Annotated in this window: 23 protein-coding genes; 4 read left to right on the forward strand and 19 right to left on the reverse strand. The window is 70.9% G+C overall.

The window, feature by feature from the left end:
* Positions 1-66: 66 nt before the first annotated feature.
* Positions 67-675 carry a hemerythrin domain-containing protein gene (locus tag ABZT18_RS13740; RefSeq protein ID WP_354992565.1) on the forward strand — a complete coding sequence of 203 codons (609 nt, stop codon included), beginning with the start codon at positions 67-69 and terminating at the stop codon, positions 673-675.
* A 70-nt stretch (positions 676-745) separates the two neighbouring features.
* Here ABZT18_RS13740 and ABZT18_RS13745 read toward each other — a convergent pair whose 3' ends face one another.
* On the reverse strand, positions 746-928 hold the full coding sequence (locus tag ABZT18_RS13745) for an antitoxin (RefSeq protein WP_238661326.1): 183 nt from the start codon (positions 926-928) through the stop codon (positions 746-748).
* A 215-nt stretch (positions 929-1,143) separates the two neighbouring features.
* Here ABZT18_RS13745 and ABZT18_RS13750 point away from each other — a divergent pair, with 215 nt between their 5' ends.
* A complete protein-coding gene (locus tag ABZT18_RS13750; protein ID WP_354992566.1) occupies positions 1,144-2,250 on the forward strand; it encodes an AI-2E family transporter in 1,107 nt (368 codons plus the stop codon).
* Here ABZT18_RS13750 and ABZT18_RS13755 read toward each other — a convergent pair whose 3' ends face one another.
* On the reverse strand, positions 2,251-2,904 hold the full coding sequence (locus ABZT18_RS13755) for a hydrolase (protein WP_354992567.1): 654 nt from the start codon (positions 2,902-2,904) through the stop codon (positions 2,251-2,253).
* 160 nt (positions 2,905-3,064) lie between these two features.
* Between ABZT18_RS13755 and ABZT18_RS13760 the strand changes: the two genes are divergently transcribed.
* Positions 3,065-3,244 carry a hypothetical protein gene (locus ABZT18_RS13760; protein ID WP_354992568.1) on the forward strand — a complete coding sequence of 60 codons (180 nt, stop codon included), beginning with the start codon at positions 3,065-3,067 and terminating at the stop codon, positions 3,242-3,244.
* Positions 3,245-3,293: 49 nt separating this feature from the next.
* On the opposite strand, the gene ABZT18_RS13765 is transcribed toward ABZT18_RS13760, so the two are convergent.
* From ABZT18_RS13765 to ABZT18_RS13810, 10 genes are all read right to left on the reverse strand, one after another.
* A complete protein-coding gene (locus ABZT18_RS13765) occupies positions 3,294-5,666 on the reverse strand; it encodes a glycosyl hydrolase family 65 protein (protein ID WP_354992569.1) in 2,373 nt (790 codons plus the stop codon).
* On the reverse strand, positions 5,663-6,469 hold the full coding sequence (locus ABZT18_RS13770; RefSeq protein WP_354992570.1) for a beta-phosphoglucomutase family hydrolase: 807 nt from the start codon (positions 6,467-6,469) through the stop codon (positions 5,663-5,665). Before ABZT18_RS13770 ends, ABZT18_RS13765 begins: the two co-directional genes overlap by 4 nt.
* A gap of 64 nt (positions 6,470-6,533) precedes the next feature.
* Positions 6,534-6,998 carry a DUF4442 domain-containing protein gene (locus tag ABZT18_RS13775; protein ID WP_354992571.1) on the reverse strand — a complete coding sequence of 155 codons (465 nt, stop codon included), beginning with the start codon at positions 6,996-6,998 and terminating at the stop codon, positions 6,534-6,536.
* 65 nt (positions 6,999-7,063) lie between these two features.
* A complete protein-coding gene (locus ABZT18_RS13780; RefSeq protein ID WP_354992572.1) occupies positions 7,064-8,029 on the reverse strand; it encodes a hypothetical protein in 966 nt (321 codons plus the stop codon).
* Positions 8,030-8,124: 95 nt separating this feature from the next.
* Positions 8,125-9,477, reverse strand: a complete 1,353-nt coding sequence (locus tag ABZT18_RS13785) for an ABC transporter ATP-binding protein (protein ID WP_354992573.1) — start codon at positions 9,475-9,477, stop codon at positions 8,125-8,127.
* An 80-nt stretch (positions 9,478-9,557) separates the two neighbouring features.
* The gene (locus tag ABZT18_RS13790; protein ID WP_354992574.1) at positions 9,558-11,768 is read right to left on the reverse strand and encodes a bifunctional glycosyltransferase family 2 protein/CDP-glycerol:glycerophosphate glycerophosphotransferase; all 2,211 of its coding nucleotides are present in this window, start codon (positions 11,766-11,768) and stop codon (positions 9,558-9,560) included.
* A gap of 15 nt (positions 11,769-11,783) precedes the next feature.
* Entirely contained in the window at positions 11,784-13,808 is a 2,025-nt protein-coding gene (locus ABZT18_RS13795; RefSeq protein ID WP_354993096.1) for a DUF5941 domain-containing protein, read from the reverse strand.
* Positions 13,809-13,849: 41 nt separating this feature from the next.
* The gene (locus tag ABZT18_RS13800; protein WP_354992575.1) at positions 13,850-14,596 is read right to left on the reverse strand and encodes an ABC transporter ATP-binding protein; all 747 of its coding nucleotides are present in this window, start codon (positions 14,594-14,596) and stop codon (positions 13,850-13,852) included.
* A 1-nt stretch (position 14,597) separates the two neighbouring features.
* A complete protein-coding gene (locus tag ABZT18_RS13805) occupies positions 14,598-15,425 on the reverse strand; it encodes an ABC transporter permease (RefSeq protein WP_354992576.1) in 828 nt (275 codons plus the stop codon).
* Between the two features lie 70 nt (positions 15,426-15,495).
* On the reverse strand, positions 15,496-16,866 hold the full coding sequence (locus ABZT18_RS13810) for an L-serine ammonia-lyase (RefSeq protein WP_354992577.1): 1,371 nt from the start codon (positions 16,864-16,866) through the stop codon (positions 15,496-15,498).
* A gap of 362 nt (positions 16,867-17,228) precedes the next feature.
* Between ABZT18_RS13810 and ABZT18_RS13815 the strand changes: the two genes are divergently transcribed.
* On the forward strand, positions 17,229-17,435 hold the full coding sequence (locus ABZT18_RS13815; protein WP_354992578.1) for a PspC domain-containing protein: 207 nt from the start codon (positions 17,229-17,231) through the stop codon (positions 17,433-17,435).
* A gap of 347 nt (positions 17,436-17,782) precedes the next feature.
* On the opposite strand, the gene ABZT18_RS13820 is transcribed toward ABZT18_RS13815, so the two are convergent.
* The 7 genes from ABZT18_RS13820 to pdxH all read right to left on the reverse strand — a co-directional run bounded on the left by ABZT18_RS13820 (position 17,783) and on the right by pdxH (position 23,900).
* Positions 17,783-18,601 carry a DUF4230 domain-containing protein gene (locus ABZT18_RS13820; RefSeq protein ID WP_354992579.1) on the reverse strand — a complete coding sequence of 273 codons (819 nt, stop codon included), beginning with the start codon at positions 18,599-18,601 and terminating at the stop codon, positions 17,783-17,785.
* A gap of 99 nt (positions 18,602-18,700) precedes the next feature.
* The gene (locus tag ABZT18_RS13825) at positions 18,701-19,864 is read right to left on the reverse strand and encodes an acyl-CoA dehydrogenase family protein (RefSeq protein WP_354992580.1); all 1,164 of its coding nucleotides are present in this window, start codon (positions 19,862-19,864) and stop codon (positions 18,701-18,703) included.
* A gap of 44 nt (positions 19,865-19,908) precedes the next feature.
* Positions 19,909-20,214 (reverse strand): type II toxin-antitoxin system VapB family antitoxin, encoded by a 306-nt coding sequence (locus ABZT18_RS13830; RefSeq protein ID WP_030329612.1) that lies wholly within the window; start codon positions 20,212-20,214, stop codon positions 19,909-19,911.
* Between the two features lie 187 nt (positions 20,215-20,401).
* Positions 20,402-21,004 carry a nitroreductase family protein gene (locus ABZT18_RS13835; protein ID WP_354992581.1) on the reverse strand — a complete coding sequence of 201 codons (603 nt, stop codon included), beginning with the start codon at positions 21,002-21,004 and terminating at the stop codon, positions 20,402-20,404.
* Between the two features lie 23 nt (positions 21,005-21,027).
* Positions 21,028-21,957 carry an aldose 1-epimerase family protein gene (locus ABZT18_RS13840; protein WP_354992582.1) on the reverse strand — a complete coding sequence of 310 codons (930 nt, stop codon included), beginning with the start codon at positions 21,955-21,957 and terminating at the stop codon, positions 21,028-21,030.
* 18 nt (positions 21,958-21,975) lie between these two features.
* Positions 21,976-23,274 carry an MFS transporter gene (locus tag ABZT18_RS13845; RefSeq protein WP_354992583.1) on the reverse strand — a complete coding sequence of 433 codons (1,299 nt, stop codon included), beginning with the start codon at positions 23,272-23,274 and terminating at the stop codon, positions 21,976-21,978.
* A complete protein-coding gene (pdxH, locus tag ABZT18_RS13850) occupies positions 23,271-23,900 on the reverse strand; it encodes a pyridoxamine 5'-phosphate oxidase (protein ID WP_354993097.1) in 630 nt (209 codons plus the stop codon). The genes ABZT18_RS13845 and pdxH overlap by 4 nt, the downstream gene beginning before the upstream one ends.
* Positions 23,901-24,176 lie beyond the last annotated feature (276 nt).

Below are 24,176 nucleotides of genomic sequence, written 5' to 3' on the forward strand. Positions count from 1 at the left end.
TGCAGCCCCGTGGGGGTACGAGGGCCACACACCTCCCACCGATCCCGCAACCGGTAAGGGGCCGAGATGACCAACCCCCAGTCCACCGACGACGACCACGACGTCGTCGACATCCTGGTCGCCGACCACCGTGAGTTCGAGACTCTCTTCGGCGAGTTGGAGACCCGGCAGGGCGCCCCCGAGCATCGCCGCCAACTCGTTGACGTGGTGATCGCCGAACTCGTCCGCCACTCGGTGGCCGAGGAGGCGTACGTCTATCCGATCGCCCGCAAGGCGCTGCCCGACGGCGACGAGATCGCCGACCGCGAGATCGCTGAGCACGCCGACGCCGAGCGGACCATGAAGGAGCTGGAATCCGTCGACCCGTCCGACCCTCGCTTCGACGAACTGCTCGCCCACCTGACCACCACCATGCGACACCACGTGCGGGAGGAGGAGAACGAACTTTTTCCCCGGCTTCGCGCCGCGACGGCCAGGGAGGAGCTGATCGAGGTGGCCGACAAGGTGACGACGATCAAGAAGATCGGCCCGACCCGGCCACACCCGGGGGCACCGGATCACCCGCTGGCGAACAGGCTGCTCGCCCCCGGCACCGGTCTGGTCGACCGACTGCGCGACGCGTTGAGCGGCCGACCCACCTCAGTGGACGAGTTACGCGAGGAACAGCAGCGCTGACCGGCGCAGCGTCCGGACAGAACACTCCCGGGCCGCCGATGGCTCGGCGTCCCGGGAGGCGTCTGGTGCGTCAGCGGACCTGGTCGCCCTCACCAGTGCGCGCCTGGGCCTGGTCGACGCCCTTGTCGATCTGGTCGTCGTACTTGCCGCCGGTGCGCTTGTCGGCCATGTCGCCAGCCTTCTCGGCACCCTGGTCGACCTGCTTGTCATGCTTGTCCGCGAAGTCCTTGGCCTTGTCCATGAAGTCACCCACGATGCTCCTCCTCCAGTCCGGTTACTCGGATTTGTGTTCCCTCGGCCCGCCAGCGCAAACGCCGTCGTTCCGGGTGTGGATCGCGAACATCCACCCGAGGGTCCCGGACCGGCGTACGATCCGCGCGGGCAGCGGCCAACGCGGCGTTGGGGCGATACGGGTGTAGGCGCACGGCCGGCCGGGTACCGACCTCGCCGAGATCGAGGAGGACCGACATGCCGGCAGAGGAACCCGTAGCGGCGAAGACCGGCGACCCCGGGCCGCGCCAGAGTTGGGCTGCGCTGCCCTGGCTGGTCCGGACCGCGGTGTCGTGGAGCGCTTGCCTGGTGGTGGTCGTCGCCGGGCTCTACCTACTGGGTCGGATCGCCGTCCTGCTGGCGCCGCTGGCCATCGCGCTGGCCGCCACCATCTTCCTCACCGCGCTCCTCGACCCGGTGCTGCTCAGGCTGCGTCGACTGCGACTGCCCGCGGCGCTGGCCGCGCTGTGCACCGTACTGCTGCTACTCGGCATCCTGGTCGGCGTCGGCGCGTTGGTGTGGAACCTGACCGCCAGCCAGTTCGACCAGCTCAGCCAGGAGCTGACGCAGGGGCTCGACCGCAGCCGCGACTTCGTGACGTCCACGCTGCCGGTCACCGACGCACAGTTGGACCGGCTGATCGACCAGGCCCGGGAGGGGCTGAGCGGCAGTTCGCCGGACCCGGTGTCGGGCGCACGGACCGCCACCGAGGTGCTCGGCTCCGCGTTGCTGGCCCTGGTGCTGCTCTTCTTCCTGCTCAAGGACGGCCGGTCGATGTGGCACTGGGTGCTGTCGCGGGTGTCCGGCACGAACAAGCCCGTGCTGGCCGAGGCCGGCCGGGCCGGTTGGCAGACACTGGGCGCGTACAGCCGGGGCACCATGTTGATCGCCGCGATCGACGCGATCGGCATCGGCCTGGCTCTGGTGGTTCTGCGGGTGCCGCTCGCCCTGCCGCTGGCGCTGATCACCTTCCTCGGCGGTTTCGTGCCGATCATCGGTGCGACGGTGGCCGGCGCGGTGGCGGTGCTGGTGGCACTCGCCGCGAACGGCCCCACCACCGCACTGCTCACCCTCGCCGCGGTGATCGCCGTGCAGCAGATCGAGGGCAACCTGTTGGAGCCACTCGTCATGAAGCGGCAGGTCCGACTGCACCCGGCGGTGATCCTGGTGGCGGTCACCGCGGGCACGCTGATCGCGGGTATCGCTGGCGCCTTCGTCAGCGTCCCGATCACCGCGGTCCTCTGGCGCGTCATCGACACCGTCCAACAGCGTCGCTCCACCTCGGCCCTCATGCCGGCAGGTTGATCATCGACTGAGGTGGGTGGTGAACCAGGTGCCGGCGTGGTCGGCGACCTGCTCAAGGGTGCCGGGCTCCTCGAAGAGATGGGTGGCGCCGGGGACCACCAGCAGCTCGCCGACCTCCCCCAACTCGGCCAGCGCCCGCTCGTTGAGCGAGATCACTTCCTCGTCCAGGCCGCCGACCAGCAGCAGCGTCGGGGTACGCACCTGGGCCAGGGCGTCTCCGGCCAGGTCCGGCCGACCGCCCCGGCTGACCACGGCACCCACCCGATCGCCGCGGGACGCCGCCGCGACCAGGGCGGCGGCGGCACCCGTGCTGGCGCCGAACAAACCGATCGGTACGTCACCGGCGGGCCGCTCGACCGCCAACCAGTCGACGATCCCGGCCAGCCGGCTGGCCAGCAGCCCGATGTCGAACCGCAGTTCGGCGGTGCGTGCGTCCACCTCGTCCTCGGTCGGGGTGAGCAGGTCCACCAGCACCGTGCCGAGCCCTCGGCCGTTGAGCGTACGGGCCACCGCCACGTTGCGCGGGCTGTGCCGGGAGCTGCCGCTGCCGTGCGCGAAGAGCACCACACCGACCGGCTGGGCGGGCAGCATCAGGTCGGCGGGGAGTTGAGCGTCCCCGACCGGGATGGTCACCGTGCTGCGCTGCTCGTCCATGCCCCACCTCCGCGTGCTCGCCTGCGGCCCGGTTACCCCGCCCACCGCACCGCACGCACCGAGCTACGGGCCGAGTTTGCCGGGAGGGCCGTCGGGTACGCGACGAACGACCGCAGACCGTGTCGGCGCAACCGCGCCCCGACGGATCGCGAGGATCGCCATGGCCAAGCAGCAGACGTCCCGACAGCAGCAGATGGACGAGCGGAACCGGCGCGAACAGGACGCCGAGCGCAATCAGGACTTCGGGGACCAGGCCGCTGAGGCGCGCCTACCCGATGATCCTCGGGCGATGGCGCCCCGAGACGCGATCGGGCGCCCGTCGACCGGCGAGCCCATCTGACGGACGTAGGCGCGGGCGGTCGGGGCGGGGATCACTCCCGCCCCGACCGTCACTTCTCGTGCTCGGGCAACCGCATCAGCGGCGACCTGCCCGGTGGATGCTCCGGCGGAGGGCCGGACGGCTCAGCCTGCGGCACCGGCACCGTCACCGGCTCGTCGCAGGTGACCCGCAGCAACTGGTCGTGGTGGCGCAGTTCCACCACATCGTCCGGGCTGCCGTGTCGGAGCGAGTACGTCGTCTGGTGCGGCCGGACATCCACGCGCAGCGCCAGCCCTCGCCATTGCAGGGAGAACTCCAGCCGGCTGAGTCGGCTGGAGAGCCTGGGCGCGAAGGACAGCATTCCGTCGTGGTCCCGCAGACCGCCGAGGCCACCGACCAGGGCAAGCCACGCGCCGGCCAACGACGCCATGTGTACGCCGTCCCGGGTGTTCTCGTTGAGGTCGTGCAGGTCCATCAGCGCGGCCTCGCGCAGGTAGATGTGCGCCAGCTCCGGGTGGCCCACCTCGGCGGCGAGCACCGCCTGGGTGCAGGCCGACAACGACGAGTCACGTACGGTACGGCGCTCGTAGTAGAGGAAGTTGCGCACCTTCTGCTCGGGCGTGAACGCGTCCCCCCGCCAGTGCATGGCCAGTACGAGATCGGCCTGCTTGACCACCTGCTTGCGGTACAGCTCGAAGTACGGGTAGTGCAGCAGCAGTGGATACTTTTCCGCCGGTGTGTGGGCGAAGTTCCATTCCTGGAGGCGGGTGAAGCCCTCCACCTGCTGGTGGACGTCGAGCTCCTCGTCGTACGGGACGTGCATGGAGGTGGCGGCGTCCCGCCAGCTCGCGGCCTCCTCATCGGTGACCCCGAGATGGAATGCTTCGTCCCGGTAGCGCATCACCACGTCGGCGGCGGAGAGCAGATTCCGCTGCGCCATCAGGTTGGTGTAGATGTTGTCGTTCTTTACCGCGGTGTACTCGTCCGGGCCGGTGACACCGTCGATGTGGAACTGCCCGTGCCGGTCGTGGTGGCCGATCGAGCGCCACAGCCGGGCGGTCTCCACCAGCAGCTCCAGCCCGATCTCCCGCTCCAAGTCGGTGTCCCCGGTGACCATCACGTAGCGGCGCATGGCGTCGGCGATGTCGGCGGCGATGTGAAAGGCCGCCGTGCCGGCCGGCCAGTATCCGGAGGATTCCGGCCCCTCGATGGTCCGCCAGGGGAATGCGGCGCCCTTGAGGTTGAGCGTCTCCGCACGCTCCCTCGCCGAATCCAGCGTGCTGTGCCGCCACTGCAGGGCGCTACGCACCGCGCTCGGCTGGGTGTACGTGAGCACCGGCAGGACGAACATCTCGGTGTCCCAGAATGCGTGCCCGTCGTAACCGGGACCGGTCAGCCCCTTCGCCGAGATCGGCCGCTGCTCCGCCCGGGCACCGGCCTGAAGCACGTGGAAGAGCCCGAACCGGACCGCCTGCTGCACCTCCGGGTCGCCCTCGACCAGCACGTCGGCCGCGTCCCAGAACGCGTCGAGGTAGTTGCGCTGCTCCCGGTGGAGCCCGTCCCAGCCGTCCAGCCGTGCGCCGGCCAGCGCCGCGCCGACCTGGTCGCGCAGCGCGGGCAGCGACCGCCGGCTCGACCAGCTGTACGTCAGATACTTGATCACCCTCAGCTTCTCGCCGGGTTGGAGCACGCAGGCGATCGTGGTGCGAACCCAGTCCTCGTATCCCTCGGATTCGATGGTGGTGCGGTCGGGGCCGTGCACCTCGTGCTCCATCGCCGCGGCGACCCGCAGGCCGGAGACCTTGGTGCGGTGGATCAGCTGCCCGCCGTCCGGGGTGGTCAGCTCCTCCTCGGCATGCAGCGGTGACTCCAGCACCGCCGCGACCCGGGGATCCTTGCTCTGCGCGGGCAGCGACTCGTTGGCCACCAACTCGGACTGCACGATCAGCCGTAGCGGGCCGTCGACGGCCTCGACCTCGTAGCTGATGGCGGCGACCGACCGCTGGGTGAACGAGACCAGGCGGGTGCTGCGGACCTTGACCTCCCGGCCGGCGGGCGAGCGCCAGTGCAGCTCCCGGTGCAGGGTGCCGGCCCGCAGGTCGAGGATGCGCTCGTGGGCGAGCAACTCCCCATAGCGCACGTCGAGCGGTTCGTCGTCGACGAGCAGGCGGATCAGCTTGCCGTTGGTGACGTTGACGATGGTCTGGCCGGACTCGGGGAAGCCGTAACCGGCCTCCGCGTACGGCAGCGGGCGCAGCTCGTAGAACGAGTTGAGGTAGGTGCCCGGCAGGCCGTGCGGCTCACCCTCGTCGAGGTTGCCACGCAGCCCCACGTGCCCGTTGGAGAGCGCGAAGACCGACTCCGACTGGGCCAGCACGTCCATGTCCAGTCGGGTCTCCCGGACGTGCCACGGCTCGACCGGATAGGCCCGCTCCCTGATCACGCGGGACCCCGTTCGCCGGCGGAGTGGTGGGCAGCAGCGTCGCGCGCTGGCGTCGCCGGATCGACCGCGTCGAGCAGATCGGCGAGGTCCTTGACCACGATGTCGGCGCCGTGCGCGAGCAACTCGTCGGCCTGCCCGACCCGGTCGACGCCGACCACGTAACCGAAGCCGCCGGCGCGGCCGGCGGCCACCCCGGAGAGCGCGTCCTCGAAGACCGCGGCTTGCGTCGGGTCGACGCCGAGCAGCCTGGCCCCGGCGAGGAAGGTGTCCGGGTGCGGTTTGCCGCGCAGCCCCTGAGCCCGGGCGACCAGCCCGTCGACCCGGACCTCCAGCAGCGGCTCCAGCCCGCCGGCGGCGACCACCTCACCCCCGTTGGCGCTCGCGGTCACCACGGCCCGGCGCAGCCCGGCGGCGGACGCCGCCTTCAGGTAGTCCACCGACCCCGGGTAGACCTCGACGCCGGAGTTTCGCAGACGCTGGAGCAGCAGGACGTTCTTGCGGTTGCCCACGCCGTTGACGGTGTCGGCGTCCGGCGGGTCGTCCGGGCTGCCCTCGGGTAGAACGATTCCGCGGGAGGCGAGGAAGGATCGGACGCCGTCGGCGCGGGGCCGGCCGTCGACGTAGCGGTTGTAGTCCGGACCGGGATCGAACGGTTGGAACGGCTCGCCGGAGGCCGTGGCGCGCTGCCGGAGAAACTCGTCGAACGTCTGCGTCCAGGCGGCGTTGTGCACGCGGGCGGTCTGCGTCAGCACACCGTCCAGATCGAAGAGACAGGCGGTCACATGAGCAGGTAGGCCCAGCACGGTACGAATCTATCCACCCCGCTGTGCCCGCAAACCTGTTTCCGCCGCCCCGGCACGGTTCAATTCAGTTCGGCCGCAGCGTCCAGACCACGGTCATCGCCGAGGTGGGCGTGCCGTCCTCGGTCGCGATCTCCACCTCGACGGGGAATTCCGGGCGCCGTCCGGACTCCAGCTCCTCGATCACCTCAAGAGCCGGCCGGCCGAGCCGCGCGGTGGCCAGCACCGGGCCGATGGCGAGCTTGCGGTAGGCGATCTCGGCTCGGACGGCGAGCGGCACGGCCCGGTCGAGCAGCTGCCCGAAGGCGGCCAGCACGACCGCGCCGGAGGCCGTCTCGCCGAGGGTGAACATGGCCCCGGCGTGCGGCCCCCCGACGTGGTTGTGGGTAGCTGGCGAGTCGGGCAGCCGGACGACTGCCCGTACCCCGCCCTCCGCCTCGGGTGCCACCTCGACGAATTCGAAGCCGAGCGTACGGGCGAAGGGCACCGCTTCCAGCATGCCGGCCGCCACCTGGCGGGAGTCGATGGTCATGGCCTGACGTTACTCGGGGGTAATCAGGCCGGCAACCAGGCACTTCGCCGGTTTTCGGCCGGCCCTCAGAGGTTGGCGATCGTCCGCAGGATCTCCGCGTAGAAGTTGCCGTCGATGCTGCGGAAGAAGGAGAAATCCTGGCCCGGGTCACCGAAGAACGGACGCAGCGTCCAGGCCAACTGGGTGCCGACGAACCCGAAGAGCAGGATCCAGATGTAGAGCAGAGTCATGCTGGCCGGCCGCTGCGTGGGCTCGCCGCGTCGGGCCGGGCGTTCATCCCAGTGGCGCTGGTAGCCGGGCGCCACCATGCCCGGAGGGAACGAGGCGCCGGTCGGCTGGGCCGGAACCTGCTGGGGAGCTGGCCCGGTGATCGTGCCGGCGTCGGGAGCCGCGCCGTTCGGGACCGAACCGGCCGCGACTGCTCCGACTGGCACGGGGACCGGTGCGGCGGCCGGCGCGGCAGCGGGCACGGCACCTACGGGCACGGCGGCCGGCGCGGCCTGAGCCTGGGCGGTGGCGGCCTCCGGGGCGAGCAGACCGTGGTCGTTGAGCACCTGCATCCCGCCGGTCAGGAAGCGCAGCCCAACCAGCGCCGACAGCGTCAGGATGGCGACGTTGAGCAGCTTGAAGAAGCCGTAGTCGGGAGCGGTGATCAGGAAGAAGAGGCTGATCGGCGCGAACGCCACCGCGAGCATCGAGGTGACCGTGATCGCCACCATCACCAGCGCCAACGACTGACGCACCGAGAGCCGGGCACCGAACACCAGATTGAACAGGTAGAGCGTCGGCAGGCAGATGGCCAGCGTGACCAGGAACAGCAGCGGCAGCTTGAGCGCGGAGGTCAGCGCCATCAGCGGGCTGTGGAAGAAGCCCAGCACCGCCCCGTAACAGGCCAGCGCGATCGCGGAGCTGGTCAGCATCCGCCCGGTCAACGCGTTGAGGTCACGCTCGGCCACGATCTGCTGCCAGATGCCCTCGCGATCCCGCAGGATGCGCTCGATGACGAGCGGGCTGGGACGGTCACCCGACACGGGTGCACCCCTCTCGGTGGTCTTTTCACAGTGGACTGGGTGCGCAGAAGGTAGGACACCGGGTGGCAGTCCCGCCACCCCGCTCCGGCAGGTCGTCAGCGCCAACCCACGTCGATCCGGGCACCGCGCTCGTCGAAGAAGTGCAACGCGTCCATCCGGACCGAGACGGCGAGCGGGTGGCCAGCGGTCACCGCCGGGTACGGTGCCAGCCGCACCGCCAGCTCCGCCGGGCGGCGGTGGTGCCGGCCCGGATCGGGAAGCACGCTGGTCCGGGTGCCACCATCCGGGGCATCCTGCGCCTCCACCGGCTTGCCGGTGAGTCGCTGCATCACCGACCCGAACCGACGCAGGCCGCGCTGACCCACCGGCGGCGGCTCCAACGGCGCACCCATCTCGTCGACCACGATCGCGGTCGCACCGATGTCGAGGAACGCCAGCGACTCGTGCCCGTGGTGCTCCAGGTAGCGGATCCGCCCGCGCAGCACGTCGCCCGGGCTGTCCGGGGCGACCGGGGTGAGCGCCTCGGCCCGCATGCCGACCACGATCCGCTCACCGTGGTAGTGCGCCACCGCCCGGCTGCGGATGTCGTTCCAGGGCAGGTAGAGCGACTGGTCACCGAGGTTGAGCGTGACGTACCGGTCGAGGTGGACGTAGACCGACGCCTCCAGCAGGTTCATCCGCGGGCTGCCCAGGAAGGCTGCCACGTAGAGCGTCGCCGGCCGGCCGTACACCTGGGTGGGTGTGCCCACGTCCTGGAGCACGCCGCGGCGCATGATGGCCACCCGGTCGGCCATGGTGAGCGCCTCGGCCTGGTCGTGGGTGACGTAGACGGTGGTGACGCCCAGCTCCCGGGTCAGGCCCGAGATCTCCGCGCGCAGCTCGGCACGGAGTCCGCTGTCCAGGTTGGACAGCGGTTCGTCCATGAGGAACAGGCCTGGACGGCGGACGATCGCCCGGCCCATCGCCACCCGCTGCCGTTGCCCGCCGGAGAGTTGACGCGGCTTGCGGGCCAGCACGTCACCGATGCCCAGCGCGCTGGCCACGTCGCTGACCCGCTCACTGCGTGGTTCCGGTTCCACCCCGGCCAACCGCAGCGGAAAGGCGATGTTGTCGCCGACGCTCATGTGCGGGTAGAGCGCGAAGTCCTGGAAGACCATGGCGATCTTGCGGTCCCGTGGAGGAAGGTCGTTCGCCAGCTCCCCGTCGAGCAGGACCGCACCCTGGGTCGGGTCCTCCAAGCCAGCGATCATCCGTAGCACGGTGGACTTACCGCAGCCGGACGGCCCAAGCAGCACCATGAACTCGCCGTCGTTCACATCGAGGTTGATGCTGTCGACGGCCAGCGTGCCGTCCCTGAAGACCTTGGTCACATCCTTGAGCGCGACGGTGCTCACCGTCTCCTCCCCCAGCTTGTCGGCCGAACCCCACAAGACTGTGACCAGGATCATTTGATTAGCACATCGGGTAAACGTCTTATGTTCGGTCAATGACGCTGCTATTACACGACAGAAGTCGATGCGCGACGCGATCAACAGCGCGAAGATCGCTCCCCCGGCTCGCCCAGGAACACCTGGCGCACCACCCGATCGGCCGCGTGCCCGTCGTCCAGCGTGCAGAACCGGCCCCGGAAATGCTCGCGGGCCTTGGTCGCCGCGTCCGACCGCACCGCGTCCGTGTGGAACAGATCCAGCAGGTCCGCGAAGGTGCTCGCCACCGCGCCCGGCGGCTCGGCCGTGACATCGAAGTACACCCCCCGAGCCAGCCGGTACGCCTCCCAGTCCGGGGTGTAGAGCACGATCGGCCGGTCCAGCACCGCATAGTCGAACATCGCCGACGAGTAGTCGGTGACCAATACGTCGGCCACCAGATAGAGATCCTCCACCTGCTGGTGGCCGCTGACGTCGCGAACCCGCTCCCAATCCACGGGCCGGCCGGGACGGCGATCACGGTCGTGGAAGTAGTGGCTGCGCATCAACAGCCGGCCCGAGTCACCCAGCGCCCTGACGAACCGGTCCGGGTCGAACGGCGGCCGGTAGCCGGGCAGGTGCTCGCGGTGCGTCGGGGCGTACAGCACGACCTGCTCGTCGGGGCCGAGGCCAAACTCGGCGCGTAGCCGGCGCACCTCGTCCGGGCCGGCCGCGACCAGGCGGTCGTTTCGCGGGTAGCCCACCTGCAGGGTCGTGTACGTGGCCGGGTACGCCCGGTCCCACATCTGCGTGGAGAAGCTGTTCGCGCTGACGCTGTAGTCCCAGCGGTCCACCCGACGCAGCAGCCCCGCGAAGTCCATCCGGCCCGCGCCGATCGGGTAGCGCTGCTGATCCAGCCCCATCACCTTGACCGGCGTGCCGTGGTGGGTCTGCAGGTGCACCTGTTCCGGCCGCTTGCGGACGAAGTCCGGAAAGTTGACGTTGTTGACCAGCCAGCGTGCGCGGGCGAGAACCCGGTAGTACGCCGGGGTGCCCGCGACCACGTACTCCACCCCGTCCGGCACGGTGTCCACCCGGTCCCGACGCACGATCCACACTCCACGTACCCCCGGCGCCAACCGGCGGGCGACCTCGTAGATCGCGGCCGGGTTGCAGGAGTACCCCCGGTACCAGTAGGCGGCGTACACCGCGAGCGTCGGATCGACCGGCCGACGCAACTCCGCCCGGTAGTACTCGCGCAGCAGGCCGTCGCGGGTCAGCCGGGCACCGCGTCGAGCGACCGGACCGACCCGGCGCCGGGCGGTGCGGGCCTGCCGACGGGCGACGTCGCGGGCCCGGCTGGCGGCCCGCAACGCGCTGAAGGTACGCCAACGGCCGGAGGCGACGAGCCGGTGTTTGATCCCCTCCACCCCGTCCGGCACCGGATAGCCGCCGGCTGGCAGCCAGCGTTCGTAGTCGGCGGTGATCTGCGCGAAGAACGCCGGTCGCAGCTCCGGGGCGATCCGCTGGCCGTTACCGAGCACGGTCAGGTAGTGCCAGATCATCCGCTCGAAGACCGCCGACCGTAATGCGTCCGTCGTCGGCCCCCACGAATCCATCAGGTGGAAGACCCGGTGCCACTGTGGGAAGACCTCGAAGTGCCGGTCACCCCGGGTCCGGGTGATCGCGCCAGCGCGGCGTTGCCGGTAGTTGACGCAGACCCGATCCAGTACGCCGATCCGCTGCGCCGCCATCAGCACCGGGTAGCTGAACGAGACGTCCTCGTACCAGCCGGGCGCGAAGCGCAGCCCCAGGTCGACCAGGAACTCCCGGCGGACCAGCCGGTTCCACGCCGTGTGCAGCAGGTGCATCGCCTCCGGACGGTCCCGCAGCCGGAAGGTGCCCGCGCCGGGCGACTCCGGGAACACCTCGGCCATCGCGCTGCGGGTGGCGGTGTCGTTCCAGTGGGTGCGGACGTGGTCGATCAGCAGCACGTCCGGACGGGTGTCACGCAGCCGCGCGGCGACCTCCGGCAGGCACTCCGGCGCCAGCCAGTCGTCGCCGTCGAGGAACCACACATATTCGCCGACGGCCCGGTCCAGCCCGATGTTGCGGGCTGGACCGAGGCCGACGTTCTCCGGCAGCCGGACCGAGCGGACCCGCTGGTCGCGGGCCGCGTACTCGTCGATGATGTCGCCGCTGGCGTCCGGCGAGCAGTCGTCGACGGCGATCACCTCGATGTCGGTCTCCGGTTGACCGAGGATGGAGTCCAGGCATTCGCGCAGGTACCCCTGCACCCGGAAGGCCGGTACCACGAAACTGATCAGGGTCATCCGGCCGTCCCTCCGTCAGCGCGGCGCGGCACCCCCAGCGCCCGCCGGCGCGACCGACGCCCGCGCGCTGCGGGCCGGTCGGACGAACCAGGCCAGGGCGACGCTCACCACGAAAACCACGAGAAGGTACGCACCGAGTGTAGCCAGCCCGATACCCACCACGCCGGCAATCGCCGCGAGGGCCAGCAGCACCGAGCGCCCCTCCCAGCCCAACGTGGCCGCGTGCAGAGGCGGTGCCGCCTGCCGCTTCTCCAGCCGCGCGGTCAGGTCGTAGTGGTGCACGGTGAGCACGAAGACGTACCCGAAGATCAGCCAACCCGGCGCCCCGCCGACCACCCCGACCGCGATGGCGAACAGGTACTCGGCGGCCCGCAACGCCGCGGGCACCAGCCAGTCCAGCGGCCCGTTGTGCGCCGCCCCGGCACCCAGACCACCGACCAGCAGCACCAGCAGCGCCACCGGCACCGCCCAGCGCAGCTCGTCGGGCGCGTCGCCCAGCAGTGCCGCGACCAGCAGCACCGCCGGGCCCAGCGCGGCGATCACCGCCAGGGTGAGGGGCCCCACCGGGCGGACCACCGGCAGCCAGCGGGCCAACGGCCCGTCGTCGCGGTGCAGAGTGGCATCGACCGTGTCCAGCACCGGCACCCACATCCAGCGGGCGCGCAGCGTCCGCAGAGCCCCGGTGTACGCGAACGCGAGCACACCCCAGACCAGCACCGCGATCAGGCTGACCAGCGGGTTGAACAGCGCCACGGTCACCGCGATCAGCGCCCACCGCTCACCGATCGGGAAGACGACGGTCCGCTTCAGCCAGTACGACACCGAGCCGGTGTCCGCCTGCACCCGGGTCGATGCCGCGTTGAGCCGGTCACCGATCCCGCCGCTGGAACCCGCCGTACGTGGCCGACGGGCCGCCTCGTCGTGCAGCACCCCGTACCAGGTGTCGGTCATGTGCCGGACGGTCTGCAACGTCATCGCGGCGATCGCGAGCGCCCAACCGTTGCCCAGCCCGGCGTGACTCACCCCGAAGCCCAGCCCGGCGTAGACCAGATACTCCTTGGCCCGGTCCGCCATCGTGTCCAGCCAGCCGCCCCAGGCGCTGAAGTGCCGGGTGTAGCGAGCCAGTTGGCCGTCCACGCAGTCCAGCATGAAGCCGAGGTAGAGCAGCACCGCGCCGCTGACCAGCGCGGGCCGACCACCGACCCCGAACAGCACCGCCGCGGCCAACGCGAAGAGCACCGAGATCACCGTCACCCCGGTCGGGGTGAGCCGGAGCCGGGCCGCCAGCCGGACCACGTACGGCGACCAGGTGCTGACGAAGTAGGTGGAGAAGAAGTCGTCCTTCTCCTTGACCGACAGCCGCAACTCGGCCCGGTCCTCGTCGACCGCGGTCACCGCCGCCTCGGCAGCGGCCAGCCCGGCCGCGTCGTCGACCCGGCGTGCGACGAGCAGGCGTACCCGCTGGGCGAAGATCAGGGTGCCGAGCGCCGCGAGACCCGCGAAGAGCCGGTCCACCGCGGACCCGGGGCCACCGGCCGCGACCGGCGCCAGGCCCTCGCCCACGTCGGCCCGCGCACCGGCGGGCCCGAACGGGGCGACATCCCCGACCGGGCCGATCGGGGCGGCGACGGGAAGCAGCCCGGACGCGGCGGCCCGGGCAGCGGCGGCGAGGGTCGGCAGGTCGTCCACGCCGACCCGCAGCGCGCCGCCGAACACGCCGGTGGCGTCCCCGTCGAGGGCGTCCAACGCGCCAGCGTCGACCACCTGGCCGCGCTCCTCCCGCACGGCCGTCCGTCCGGGCACGGGCGGGTCGCCGAGCACCAGCGCCACCGTGGGACCCACCGGGCTGGTGGCCAGGTGCCGCAGTACGGCGGTGTGCGCGACCAGGTCGGTGCCGGTGATCAGCACGGGCACGGTGGCGTTGTCGACCAACGCGGTCAACTCGTCGAGGTTGGCGGCGAAGCGCACCTCGTCCGCCCCGGCCCGACGCAACTGGGCGGCCAGGCGGTCGGCCAGCGGCTCGCCGGTCGCGGTGGCCAGGCCCGCCGCGGGCGCCCCGGCGGCGAGCACGATCGCGAGCGTCACCGCGGGACCGCGGCGTCGTACGCGTCGAGCGCCTCAGCGATGGTGCCGTCGAGCGTCAACCGGCCCGCGTCGAGGTACAACCCCCGACGGCAGAACCGGGTCAGGTCCTTTTCGTTGTGTGACACCAGCACCAGCGTGCGCCCCTCCCCGAGCAGACGATCAATTGTCGCGTAACACTTCTTGCGGAACTCCGCGTCTCCGACCGCGGTCACCTCGTCCATCAGCAGGATCGGGTGCGGCAGGTGCGAGATGATCGCGAAGCCGAGCCGCACCTTCATCCCCGACGAGTAGTGCCGCACCGACGTGTCGATGGCCCGCTCCACCTGCTCACCGGCGAACTCGACGATCTCGTCGAAGTGCCGCTTCAGGTAGCTCGCCGACAGCCCGTGCAGTCCACCGACCAGGTGCAGGTTCTCCCGCCCGGTCAGGTCGTTGGAGAAACCGGCGGACAGCTCCAGCAGCGGGGCCACCGCACCGTTGACCCGGATGCTGCCCTCGTCCGGAATGAGCACCCCGGCGATCAGCCGCAGCAGGGTGCTCTTGCCGGTGCCGTTGCGGCCGATCACCCCGATGGTCTCGCCCGGCTCGACGGTGAACGACACGTCGCGCAGCGGCCAGAACTGGCCGGGCAGGGCACCGCGCCCGCCCCGATGGATCAACAACTCCCGCAGCCGCAGTTGGCGGCGACGGTTGCGGACGAACCGGATGCCCAGGCCGTCGGCCTCGATGATCGGCGCGGCCACGTCAGAGTTCCTTGAGCACGGCGGGTTCCAACCGGCGGAACGACCACCAGCCGGCGGCCAGCACCAGCAGGCTGCCGACGACGGTGGTGGTGAGCAGCCGGGCGTCCGGGAACTCGTCCGGGTACCAGATCGCGTGGTGCAGCTGGAAGATCCCCACCAGCGGGTTCAGCTCGTAGACCACCTTCAGCCAGCCGGGCAGGCCGGACTCCTGGACCAGACTGAGCGGATAGATGATCGGCGTGGCGTAGAAGAGCACCCGGATGATCAGCCGCATGAGCCGCTCGACGTCGCGCATCAGCACGTTCCACGCGGAGAGCAGCAGCGCGAGCCCGACCAGCAGGGCGGCCTGGACGGCCACCGCGAGCGGCAGGGCGAGCAGCGACCAGCCGGGGTGGACCCGACCGTGCACCACGTAGATCACCGCGATGGCGATCAGGATCGGCAGGCCGGCCGCGTACTCGGCGAACCGGCCGGTGACCCGGCCGATCGGGAAGACCTGACGCGGCACGTTCATCGTGGTGATCAGCCGGGACTGGCCGGTCAGGGCGTTCGTCGCCTCGCTCAGCGCCGAACTGGTCCACATCCAGGCGAAGATCCCGGTGATCAGAAACAGCGGGTACGACCCGGCCGCCTCACCGAGATGCCGACCGGTGTCCCGGGAGTAGAGCACGCCGAACACGAACCAGTAGATCGCGCCCATGCCGAGCGGCTCGATCAACGACCAGAAGTAGCCCAGCACCGACTGCTGGTACTTGACCGCCAGGTCACGTCTGACCAGGATGCGGAGCGAGTTGCGGTGCGACCACAACGCCGCGACGCCAGAGGTCACCGCAGCCTCCCGCCTCCTGAAACGGACGACAGGTTAGCAGTCGGTGAACGAATGCCCGAATCGGCCGGACTCAGCACTCGATCACGTTGACGGCCAGACCGCCACGCGCCGTCTCCTTGTACTTGACCTTCATGTCGGCGCCCGTCTCCCGCATGGTCTTGATGACCTTGTCCAGCGACACCTTGTGCACACCGTCGCCGCGCAGCGCCAGCCGGGCAGCCGTGATCGCCTTGATGCTAGCTACCGCGTTCCGCTCGATGCAGGGGATCTGCACCAGGCCACCCACCGGGTCACAGGTCAACCCGAGGTTGTGCTCCATCCCGATCTCGGCCGCGTTCTCCACCTGCTCCGGGGTGCCACCGAGAGCCTCGGCCAACCCCGCCGCCGCCATCGAGCACGCCGAACCAACCTCACCCTGGCAGCCGACCTCCGCCCCGGAGATCGAGGCGTTCTCCTTGAACAGCACACCGATCGCGCCGGCCGTCAGCAGGAACCGCACCACACCGTCATCGGACGCACCCGGCACGAACCGGGTGTAGTAGTGCAGCACCGCCGGAATGATCCCGGCCGCGCCGTTGGTGGGCGCGGTGACCACCCGACCGCCGGCGGCGTTCTCCTCGTTCACCGCGAGGGCGAACAGCGTCACCCAGTCCATCACGTGCAGCGGGTCGCTGGTCCCGGCGTCCGCCTCCAGGCCGCGCCGCAGCTCCGCCGCGCGCCGCCGGACCTTCAACCCACCAGGGAGTACGCCGTCCCGCTCGCAGCCGCGCTCCACGCACTCCCGCATCACCCGCCAGATCTCCAGCAGACCGGCCCGAATGTCCGCCTCGCTGCGCCAGGAACGCTCGTTGGCCAGCATCACCTCGCTGATCGACAGGCCGGTGCGGGTGGTCACCTCCAACAGCTGCGCCCCGGTCAGGAAGGGGTACCGCACCGCGGTGCTGTCCGGCTTGATCCGGTCCGCGCCAGCCGCAGCCTCGTCCACCACGAAACCGCCGCCGACGGAGTAGTAGGTGCGGCTGCGTACCTCGGCACCAGCCCGGTCGTACGCCACGAAGGTCATCCCATTCGGGTGGTACGGCAGCGACCGGCGGCGGTGCAGCGTCAGGTCCCGATCCGGGTCAAAGTCGACCTCGTGCGCGTCCAGGAGGCTGATCCGCCGCTCGGCCTTGATCCGCTCGACCCGAGGACCGACGGTGTCCGTGTCGACCGTCTCCGGCGACTCGCCGGCCAACCCGAGCAGCACCGCCCGGTCACTGCCGTGGCCATGCCCGGTGGCACCCAGCGAGCCGAACAGCTCAGCCTGGACTCGCGCGGTGTCGGTGAGCAGCCCGTCGGCCTTGAGCCCGGCAACGAACGTGCGCGCGGCCCGCATCGGCCCCACCGTGTGCGAGCTGGACGGCCCGATACCGACGCTGAAGAGGTCGAAAACACTGATCATGGCTGCGCTTCCTCGCCGTCGTCCCGGCGTACGGGACCCGGCCGGGTCGTGGCCACCGGTCTGGCGGCCCCGCTCGTGACCGCCCGGGGTATGGGTGCCGGCCACCCGGGGTGTGGGTGCCCGATCAGCCAGCCTACCCGCCCAGCTCAGCGCCACCCGGCCCCCGCGACGTGAACACCTGACCGCCGTCTCCCCGCGCAGCGGGTCCGGCAGCGCGGGGAGGCGTCAGCGAGGGGATGCCCGGGTATTGCACCTACGGGTCCACGGGTGGCTGCTCCTCCTCGGGACGGAGGGCGGGCTGGTCATCCCCTTCTACCGTGGATTGCAGACGCGGCGCACTGCCGCAGAGTGGGAGTACGACGATGAGTCGCAAACTGGTCCGGCCCCGCCAGGGGCGCATGCTCGCCGGTGTCTGCGCCGGCCTCGGTCGGCGGTTCGGCATGTCCGCCGGAATGGTCCGGCTGCTGTTCCTGCTGTCACTGCTGCTGCCCGGCACCCAGGTGATCGTCTACCTGATCCTCTGGATTCTCATGCCGAACGAGGACCGCTACCTAGCCTCTCAGCACTAACGCTCGCACTTCGCCTCCACGTCGCTCAACACCGACGCCCTGTCGAGGCCGTACTGCACTCGGAGGCCACCACATCAGGGATGTGGTGGCCTCCGACGCGTCGCCCGAGGCACCCACTCCCGCCGAGGCCCACCCCGCCCCACCCCGGGCGGCCCTGCCCCGCCCCGGGGCGGCAACTTCGGGGATGTTGCTGCTTCAAGCGCGCCGGAGGCACCAACATCCCCGAAGTGGCGCCGATCTTGGGCGCGGCAGTCCACGGGGCGGCGCTGGGGGTACGACGGCCCGGACGGAAGCGCCCGCCCCGACGAGTGTCGGGGCGGGCGCTTCGGCGTACGGGGTGTGGCAGGTCAGGCAGCCGTGTAGGTGACCGTGATCTGCTGGTAGCCGAGGGAGCGCAGCAGCCCCTCCAGCATCTTGCGGGTGTTCTCTTCGGCTCGGGCGGACAGCCCGCTGTCCCGGGCGGCGGTGGTGATCCGGTCCTCGGCGAGCTGGTAAACCTGCTGTTGCCGGTTGGGGTCGTTGCCGACCAGGTCACCGAGCCGGTTGAGCAGGCCGCGCTGCTCCGCGAAGACGTAGCTCTTCTCCATGTCGAGGTTGGTCTCGCCGAGCTGCGGCGCGGGCAGCTTGATCTCGACGGACTTACCGTCGGCGGACTGGACGATCGCACCCTCACCGATCTTGGTGAAATCGACGTACGCCTCGACACTGCCCGCCCCGACGAACAGCGTGCGCTCGTTGAGCAGAAAATCCGGAACGTTGCGCCGGTCGTTCTGGGTGTCGACCACGACCTGGAAGTTGCCCTCGGCGGCCACGTAGCGGCTGAGGTCCTGAATCGACTTCAACAGCGGGGGCTGGCTACGGTCGGTCTGCTCCTTGGCGAACGGGTTGCGGAAATCCGGCAGGAAGCCGGTCGCCTGAATGCCGAGCAGCACCACCACGGCCAGCGCGGCGGCGCCGAGCAGCAGGAGCAGGCCACGGGCCGCCCCACCACCACCGCCACCGGTCGCCGGACCGCCGGGGCCGTCAAAGCCTCCGGAGCCGCCGGGGCCACCCGGTGTATCCGTGGTCGGCTCCAGTGTCGCGGCCGACCGCTCCTTGAGATCGTCGCCGGTCGGGTAACCGGGGAACTCCCTCGTGGGCTCGTTGATGCCAGCGTCGCGGGCCATCACGCTCACCGTCCTCGTCAGACACGTCGTCTGTCAATGACGGTACGGCCCCCGTACGACAGCCGCGCGCTGAGCGCCCGGAATGTGCAAACGCGCAGGTCAGGCGAAGGCGGAGAGCCCGGTGAGCCGCTGCCCGACGACGAGTTGGTGAATCTCCGAGGTGCCCTCGTACGTCAGCACGCTCTCCAGGTTGTTGGCGTGCCGCATCACCGGGTATTCACCGGAGACGCCGTTGGCACCGAGGATGGTGCGGCACTGCCGGGCGATGGCCAGGGCCTCCCGCACGTTGTTCAGCTTGCCCACGCTGACCTGCTCGGGCCGCAGCCGGTGAGCGTCGGCGAGCCGGCCCAGGTGCAGCGCGAGCAGTTGCCCCTTCACCAGCTCGACGGCCATGTCGGCGAGCTTCGCCTGGGTGAGCTGGAAGCCGGCCAACGGCCGACCGAACTGGGTGCGGGTGGTGGCGTACGCCAAGGTGGTTTCCAGGCAGTCGCGGGCCGCGCCGATCGCGCCCCAGATGATGCCGTACCGGGCCTCGGTGAGGCAGCTCAGCGGCGCCTTGAGCCCGACCGCCTCGGGCAGTTGGGCGTCGGCCGGAAGCCGGACGTCGTCGAGCACGATCTCGCCGGTCACCGACGCGCGCAACGACATCTTGCGGCGGATCTCCCGGGCCGTGACACCGGGCGTGTCCATGGGTACGGCGAAGCCCCGCACGCCGGCGTCGGTGCGCGCCCAGATCACCGCGACGTCCGCGATCGGCGCATTGGTGATCCACATCTTGCCGCCGGTGAGCACCCAGTCGTCGCCGTCGCGGCGGGCCCGGGTGGCCATCGAGGCGGGGTCGGAGCCGTGGTCCGGTTCGGTCAGGCCGAAGCAGCCGATCGCCTCGCCGGTGGCCATCGGCGGCAGCCAGCGTTGCTTCTGCTCCTCGCTGCCGTAGCGCCAGATGGCGTACATGGCCAGCGATCCCTGCACCGAGACCAACGAGCGGACGCCCGAGTCGCCGGCTTCCAGTTCCTGGCAGGCCAGCCCGTACGCGACGGCGGAGGCGCCGGCGCAGCCGTAGCCGGTCAGGTGCATGCCGAGCAGGCCGAGCTTTCCGAACTCGCGGGCCAGCTCCCGGGCGGGCACCCGGCCGTCCTCATACCAGTCGGCGACGTGTGGGCGCACCCGGTCGTCGACGAGCTGGCGGACGACGTCGCGGATCTGCCGCTCTTCCTCGGTGAGCGACGAATCCAGGTCGAGCAGGTCGAGCGGAGCGGTCATGGACGCCACCTTAACGAAGACTCAGGCCGATGGGCGCGGTCGCGTCACTCGATCGGTTCGGAGAGCACCAGCACCCGCGCGTGAATCTGGTTGCGCTGCTGCAGAGCGGCACGCAACGCCCGGTGCAGCCCGTCCTCCAGGTAGAGCCCGCCATTCCACTGCACGACGTGCGGGAAGAGGTCACCGTAGAAGGTGGAATCCTCGGCGAGGAGCTTGTCGAGCGCCAGCTCACGCTTGGTGGTGATCATCTGGTCCAGGCGAAGTGGCCGGGGAGGGATCTCCGCCCATTGTTTGAGCGTCAGATTGTGCTCCGGATAGGGACGCCCGTCCCGGACCGCTCTGAAGATCACGACGGCACGCTCCCCTCCCCGTGGCCGGGCCGACCGACGGCGCCGAGCCGGGCCGCGGCGGGCACCGCGCGGCGCGGCACCGATGACCGTGCCAGCCTAGCCGCCCTGCGCACGCTGCGTTCTGCTCCCTGATGTCAGTTTCACTACCGCTCGTCCGATCCTCAACCGGACGAACAGGACACCGCACTCAGGTCCACCGGCCGCGCCGCACCACCTCGCCCACTGGGCGACGCCCACGGCGCAGCGATGGTGACCGATGGTCGGCTGCCCGGTAACCGATTGTGATGGCACCGATGGGTTGGTACTCCGCCGGCACACCGAACGCGTCCCGGTAGGTGGCCAGCCGCTGCGGCGGAATGCCGAAGAAGCACGCACCCAACCCCTCGTCCACCGCGGTGAGCAGCATCAGCAGCGCCGCGAAGCCGGTGTCCACGTGCCAGTAGGGCACCGGCCACCGCTCGGTTGACCGGTCCGTCCAACCCTTGTCCGGTTCCGCGTACCGCTGCAGGTAGGCCGACTCGTTGGCGTGCGGCACCACGATCAGCGGCGCGCGCCGCATCCCGGCCAGCCAGCGCTCCCGGCCACCGCCGTCGGGCGTGGTGGCGGCCCAGAACCGCTCGCGGTCGGCCGCCTCCTCCAACACCAGGAAGCCCCAGCCCTGGGCGAATCCGGCCGACGGAGCGCGGACCGCGTGGTCGAGCAGCCGGTCGACCACGTCGGGCGGGACGGCGCGGTCCGGGTCGTAGTTGCGCACCATCCGCCGACGGCGGACGACCTCGGCGAACTCCATCCCGCGCTCCCTCGCCGGCCCGCTCAGGCCCCGGGGCGGATGCCCCAGGCGCCCCGCCAGGTCGTACCGGGCTTGAGCGTCAGCACGTCCTTGCCCGAGCGGAACGCGTCCGGCGGGCAGGTCATCGGCTCGATCGCCACCGAGCGGCGGTGCCGATCACCGGTGAGCGCGTCCCCGGTGAACACCTGCCACCAGCCGAACTCGGCATCCGCCCAGATGCTCACCCCCGCCGAACCGTCCGGTGCGGACAGGCTCACCGACGAGCCGCCGTCGGCGTCGCTGACCACCTGGCCGAAGCAGAGGTCCAGCTGGGCTGCACCGATCCGGCGCGGGCTGGTCCAGTCGTACTCGGTGCCGGCCACCGGCGTCGCACCGATCGGCAGCAACCGGCCGTCCACCAGCAGCCGGGTACGGGTCGGCAGCCGCAGGACCAGGTCGTCGACCGCGACGCCCGGCAGTTGCAGGTACGGGTGCACGGAGAAGCCGAACGGCGCGGCCTCCCCGCCGATGTTGGTCACCTCGTGCTCGGCACGCAGCCCGTCCGCGCCCACGCTCCACCGGCTGAGCAGCCGCAACGGCCACGGGTAGCCCGGCTGCGGCGGTAGGTCGTACCCGACCGTCACCGCGTCCTCCGACTGCTCCAACAGACGCCACGGCGCCCAGTTGACCAGCCCGTGGATAGCCACGTGCCGCTCCGGCTCGGTCAGCGGGAGCTGGTGCGTCTGCTCACCGAACGCGTACCGGCCATCGCGGATCCGGTTCGGCCACGGTGCCAGCACCTGCCCGGCGCAGCCGGGGCAGACCTCGTCGGTCTGGTACCCGTCGACCAGGTCGACACCATCGTGCCGATACGTCCGCAGCCCGCCGCCCACCTCCACGATGACGGCCTCGTGGCCGGCGGCGGAGATGGTCCACTGGGCGCCGGAGAACGGGCGCTGATCGGGGCTTTCCATGCCGGCGACCCTAACCGGTCACGTCCGGTCGCCGCTCGACGCCGTCGCGGCCCGGTAGCGCAGCAGTGCCGGGAACGCGACCGCGAGCACCACCACGAGCACCGCCGAGGCGAGCCCGCCAGCCACCCACGCCACCCCGCCGCCGAACCCGGCGGCCATGGTGCCGGCTCGGAGGTCGCCCAGGCGTGGACCACCCGCCACCACGACCGTGTTGACGCCCTGGAGCCGGCCGCGCATCCGGTCGGGTGCGTAGACCAGCAGCATCGACTGACGCAGCACCGCGCTGATCAGGTCGGCGGCCCCGGCCACGGCGAGCAGCAGGACCATCAGCCAGAGCTGGTGGGCCAGCCCGGCCGCCGCGATGGCGAGACCCCAGGCGACCACCGCGAGCACCAGGCCGAGCCCCTGCCGGCGGAGCCGGCCGATCCAGCCGGAGGTCAGCCCGCCGATCATCGAGCCGATCGCGATGGCGCTGTAGAGCAGGCCGACCGCGCCACCGCCGCCGAACCGTTCGTGGGCGATCTCCGGGAAGAGCGCCCGCGGCATGGCGAGGATCATCGCGATCAGGTCCACCCCGAAGGACAGCAGCAGTACGGGTGTGGTGGCCAGGTAGCGGATCCCGTCGAGGACGCTGGCCAGGCCGGCACGGCGGGCCTGACCGTCGGCGGTCGGCTCGGGCGGCAGCGCCGGCAGGCGCAGCGCTGCCCAGAGCATCGCGGTGAACAGCAGCGCGTCCACCCCGTACGCGATCGGCAGGACCACCGCGATGTCCGGCGAGGCGGCGAGGATCAGGCCGGCGGCGAGCGGCCCGGCCACCGAGGCCGCGGTGAAGGTCGTGTAGTTCAGGGTGCTGGCGGCCGGAACGAGGTCGTCCGGAACCAGCCGGGGCAGCATGGCACTGCGGGCCGGCGAGCTGATCGCGAACGCCACCGACTGGAGTGCCATCAACGCCAACAGCAGCACCGGGCTGCCCACGTCCAGTAGTGCCTGGACCAGCAGGCCGAGGGTGGACGCCCAGAGCAGCACCGACCCGCCGAGCAGCACCGCACGGCGGTCGCGGGCGTCGGCGACCGCGCCGCCCCAGAGCCCGAAGATCAGCAACGGTACGAAGGCAGCCACGCCCAGCAGGCCGACCCAGAACGAGTCCCGCGTCAGGGCGTACATCTCCACCGGCACCGCGACGGCGGTGAACTGGAAGCCGAACATCGCCACGGTGTTGCCGAGCCAGAGCCGTCGGTACGCCGGCACACGCAGCGGACGGACGTCGATCGCCCAGCGGCGCGCTCCGCGCGGCCGAGCCTCCTGCACTCCCGTCACGGCGCCAACCGCTCGACGACCCAGCCACCCTCGTCGAGATGGCGGAAGCGGAGCCGGTCGTGCAACCGGCCGGCCCGGCCCTGCCAGAACTCCACCGACTCGGGTTGCACCCGCAACCCGCCCCAGTGCGGCGGGGTCGGGATCACGGCCTCGTCGGCGAACCGCTCGGCCACCTCCTGGTAGCGCTCCTCCAGCTCGGCTCGGCCCGGCACCACCTGCGACTGTGGGCTGGCCCACGCGCCCAGCTGGGAGCCGCGCGGCCGGCTGGCGAAGTACGCCTCGCTCGTCGCGCGGTCGACATGCGCGACCCGTCCGGCGACCACCACCTGACGCTGCATGGGGAACCACGGGAAGACCAGACTGGCGTACGGGTTGGCGGAGGCCTCGACGCCCTTGCGCGACAGGTGGTTGGTGAAGAAGACGAAGCCCTCCGGGTCGTACCCCTTCAGAAGCACCGTCCGCCCGCTCGGCCGGCCGGCGGAGTCGGCGGTGCCCACCACCATCGCGTTCGGTTCGGGTAGCCCGAAGGCCACCGCGTCGGCGAACCAGCGGTCGAACTGGGTGTGCCAGTCGGCGGCCAGGTCAGCCTCGGTCAGGCCCAGGTCCGCGGCGTACTCGTTACGCATCGCGGCCGGGGCGGGTGTGTCACCCGTCACGTCCCCACTCCTTCTCGGCGGCCCCTCCAGCGCCCTCCCGCGCTGGCCAGCCCGCACCGCACAGTCTCACCGAGCGGCGGGGAGAATGCTCACCCGGGGATGTCGCGTGCAGCACAGTCGCAGCGGGTCGCGTATCCCTTACTCAGCAGGCAAGATGTTCCGAACACATCCCTGAGGGTCGCCTAAGGCGCTCGGCCGACCGGGCCGGATGAGCCGACCGGGCGCACCGACCAGATCCAGGAGAGC

Origin of the sequence: Micromonospora sp. NPDC005291, assembly GCF_040607415.1 — a bacterium.
GTDB lineage: Bacteria > Actinomycetota > Actinomycetes > Mycobacteriales > Micromonosporaceae > Micromonospora.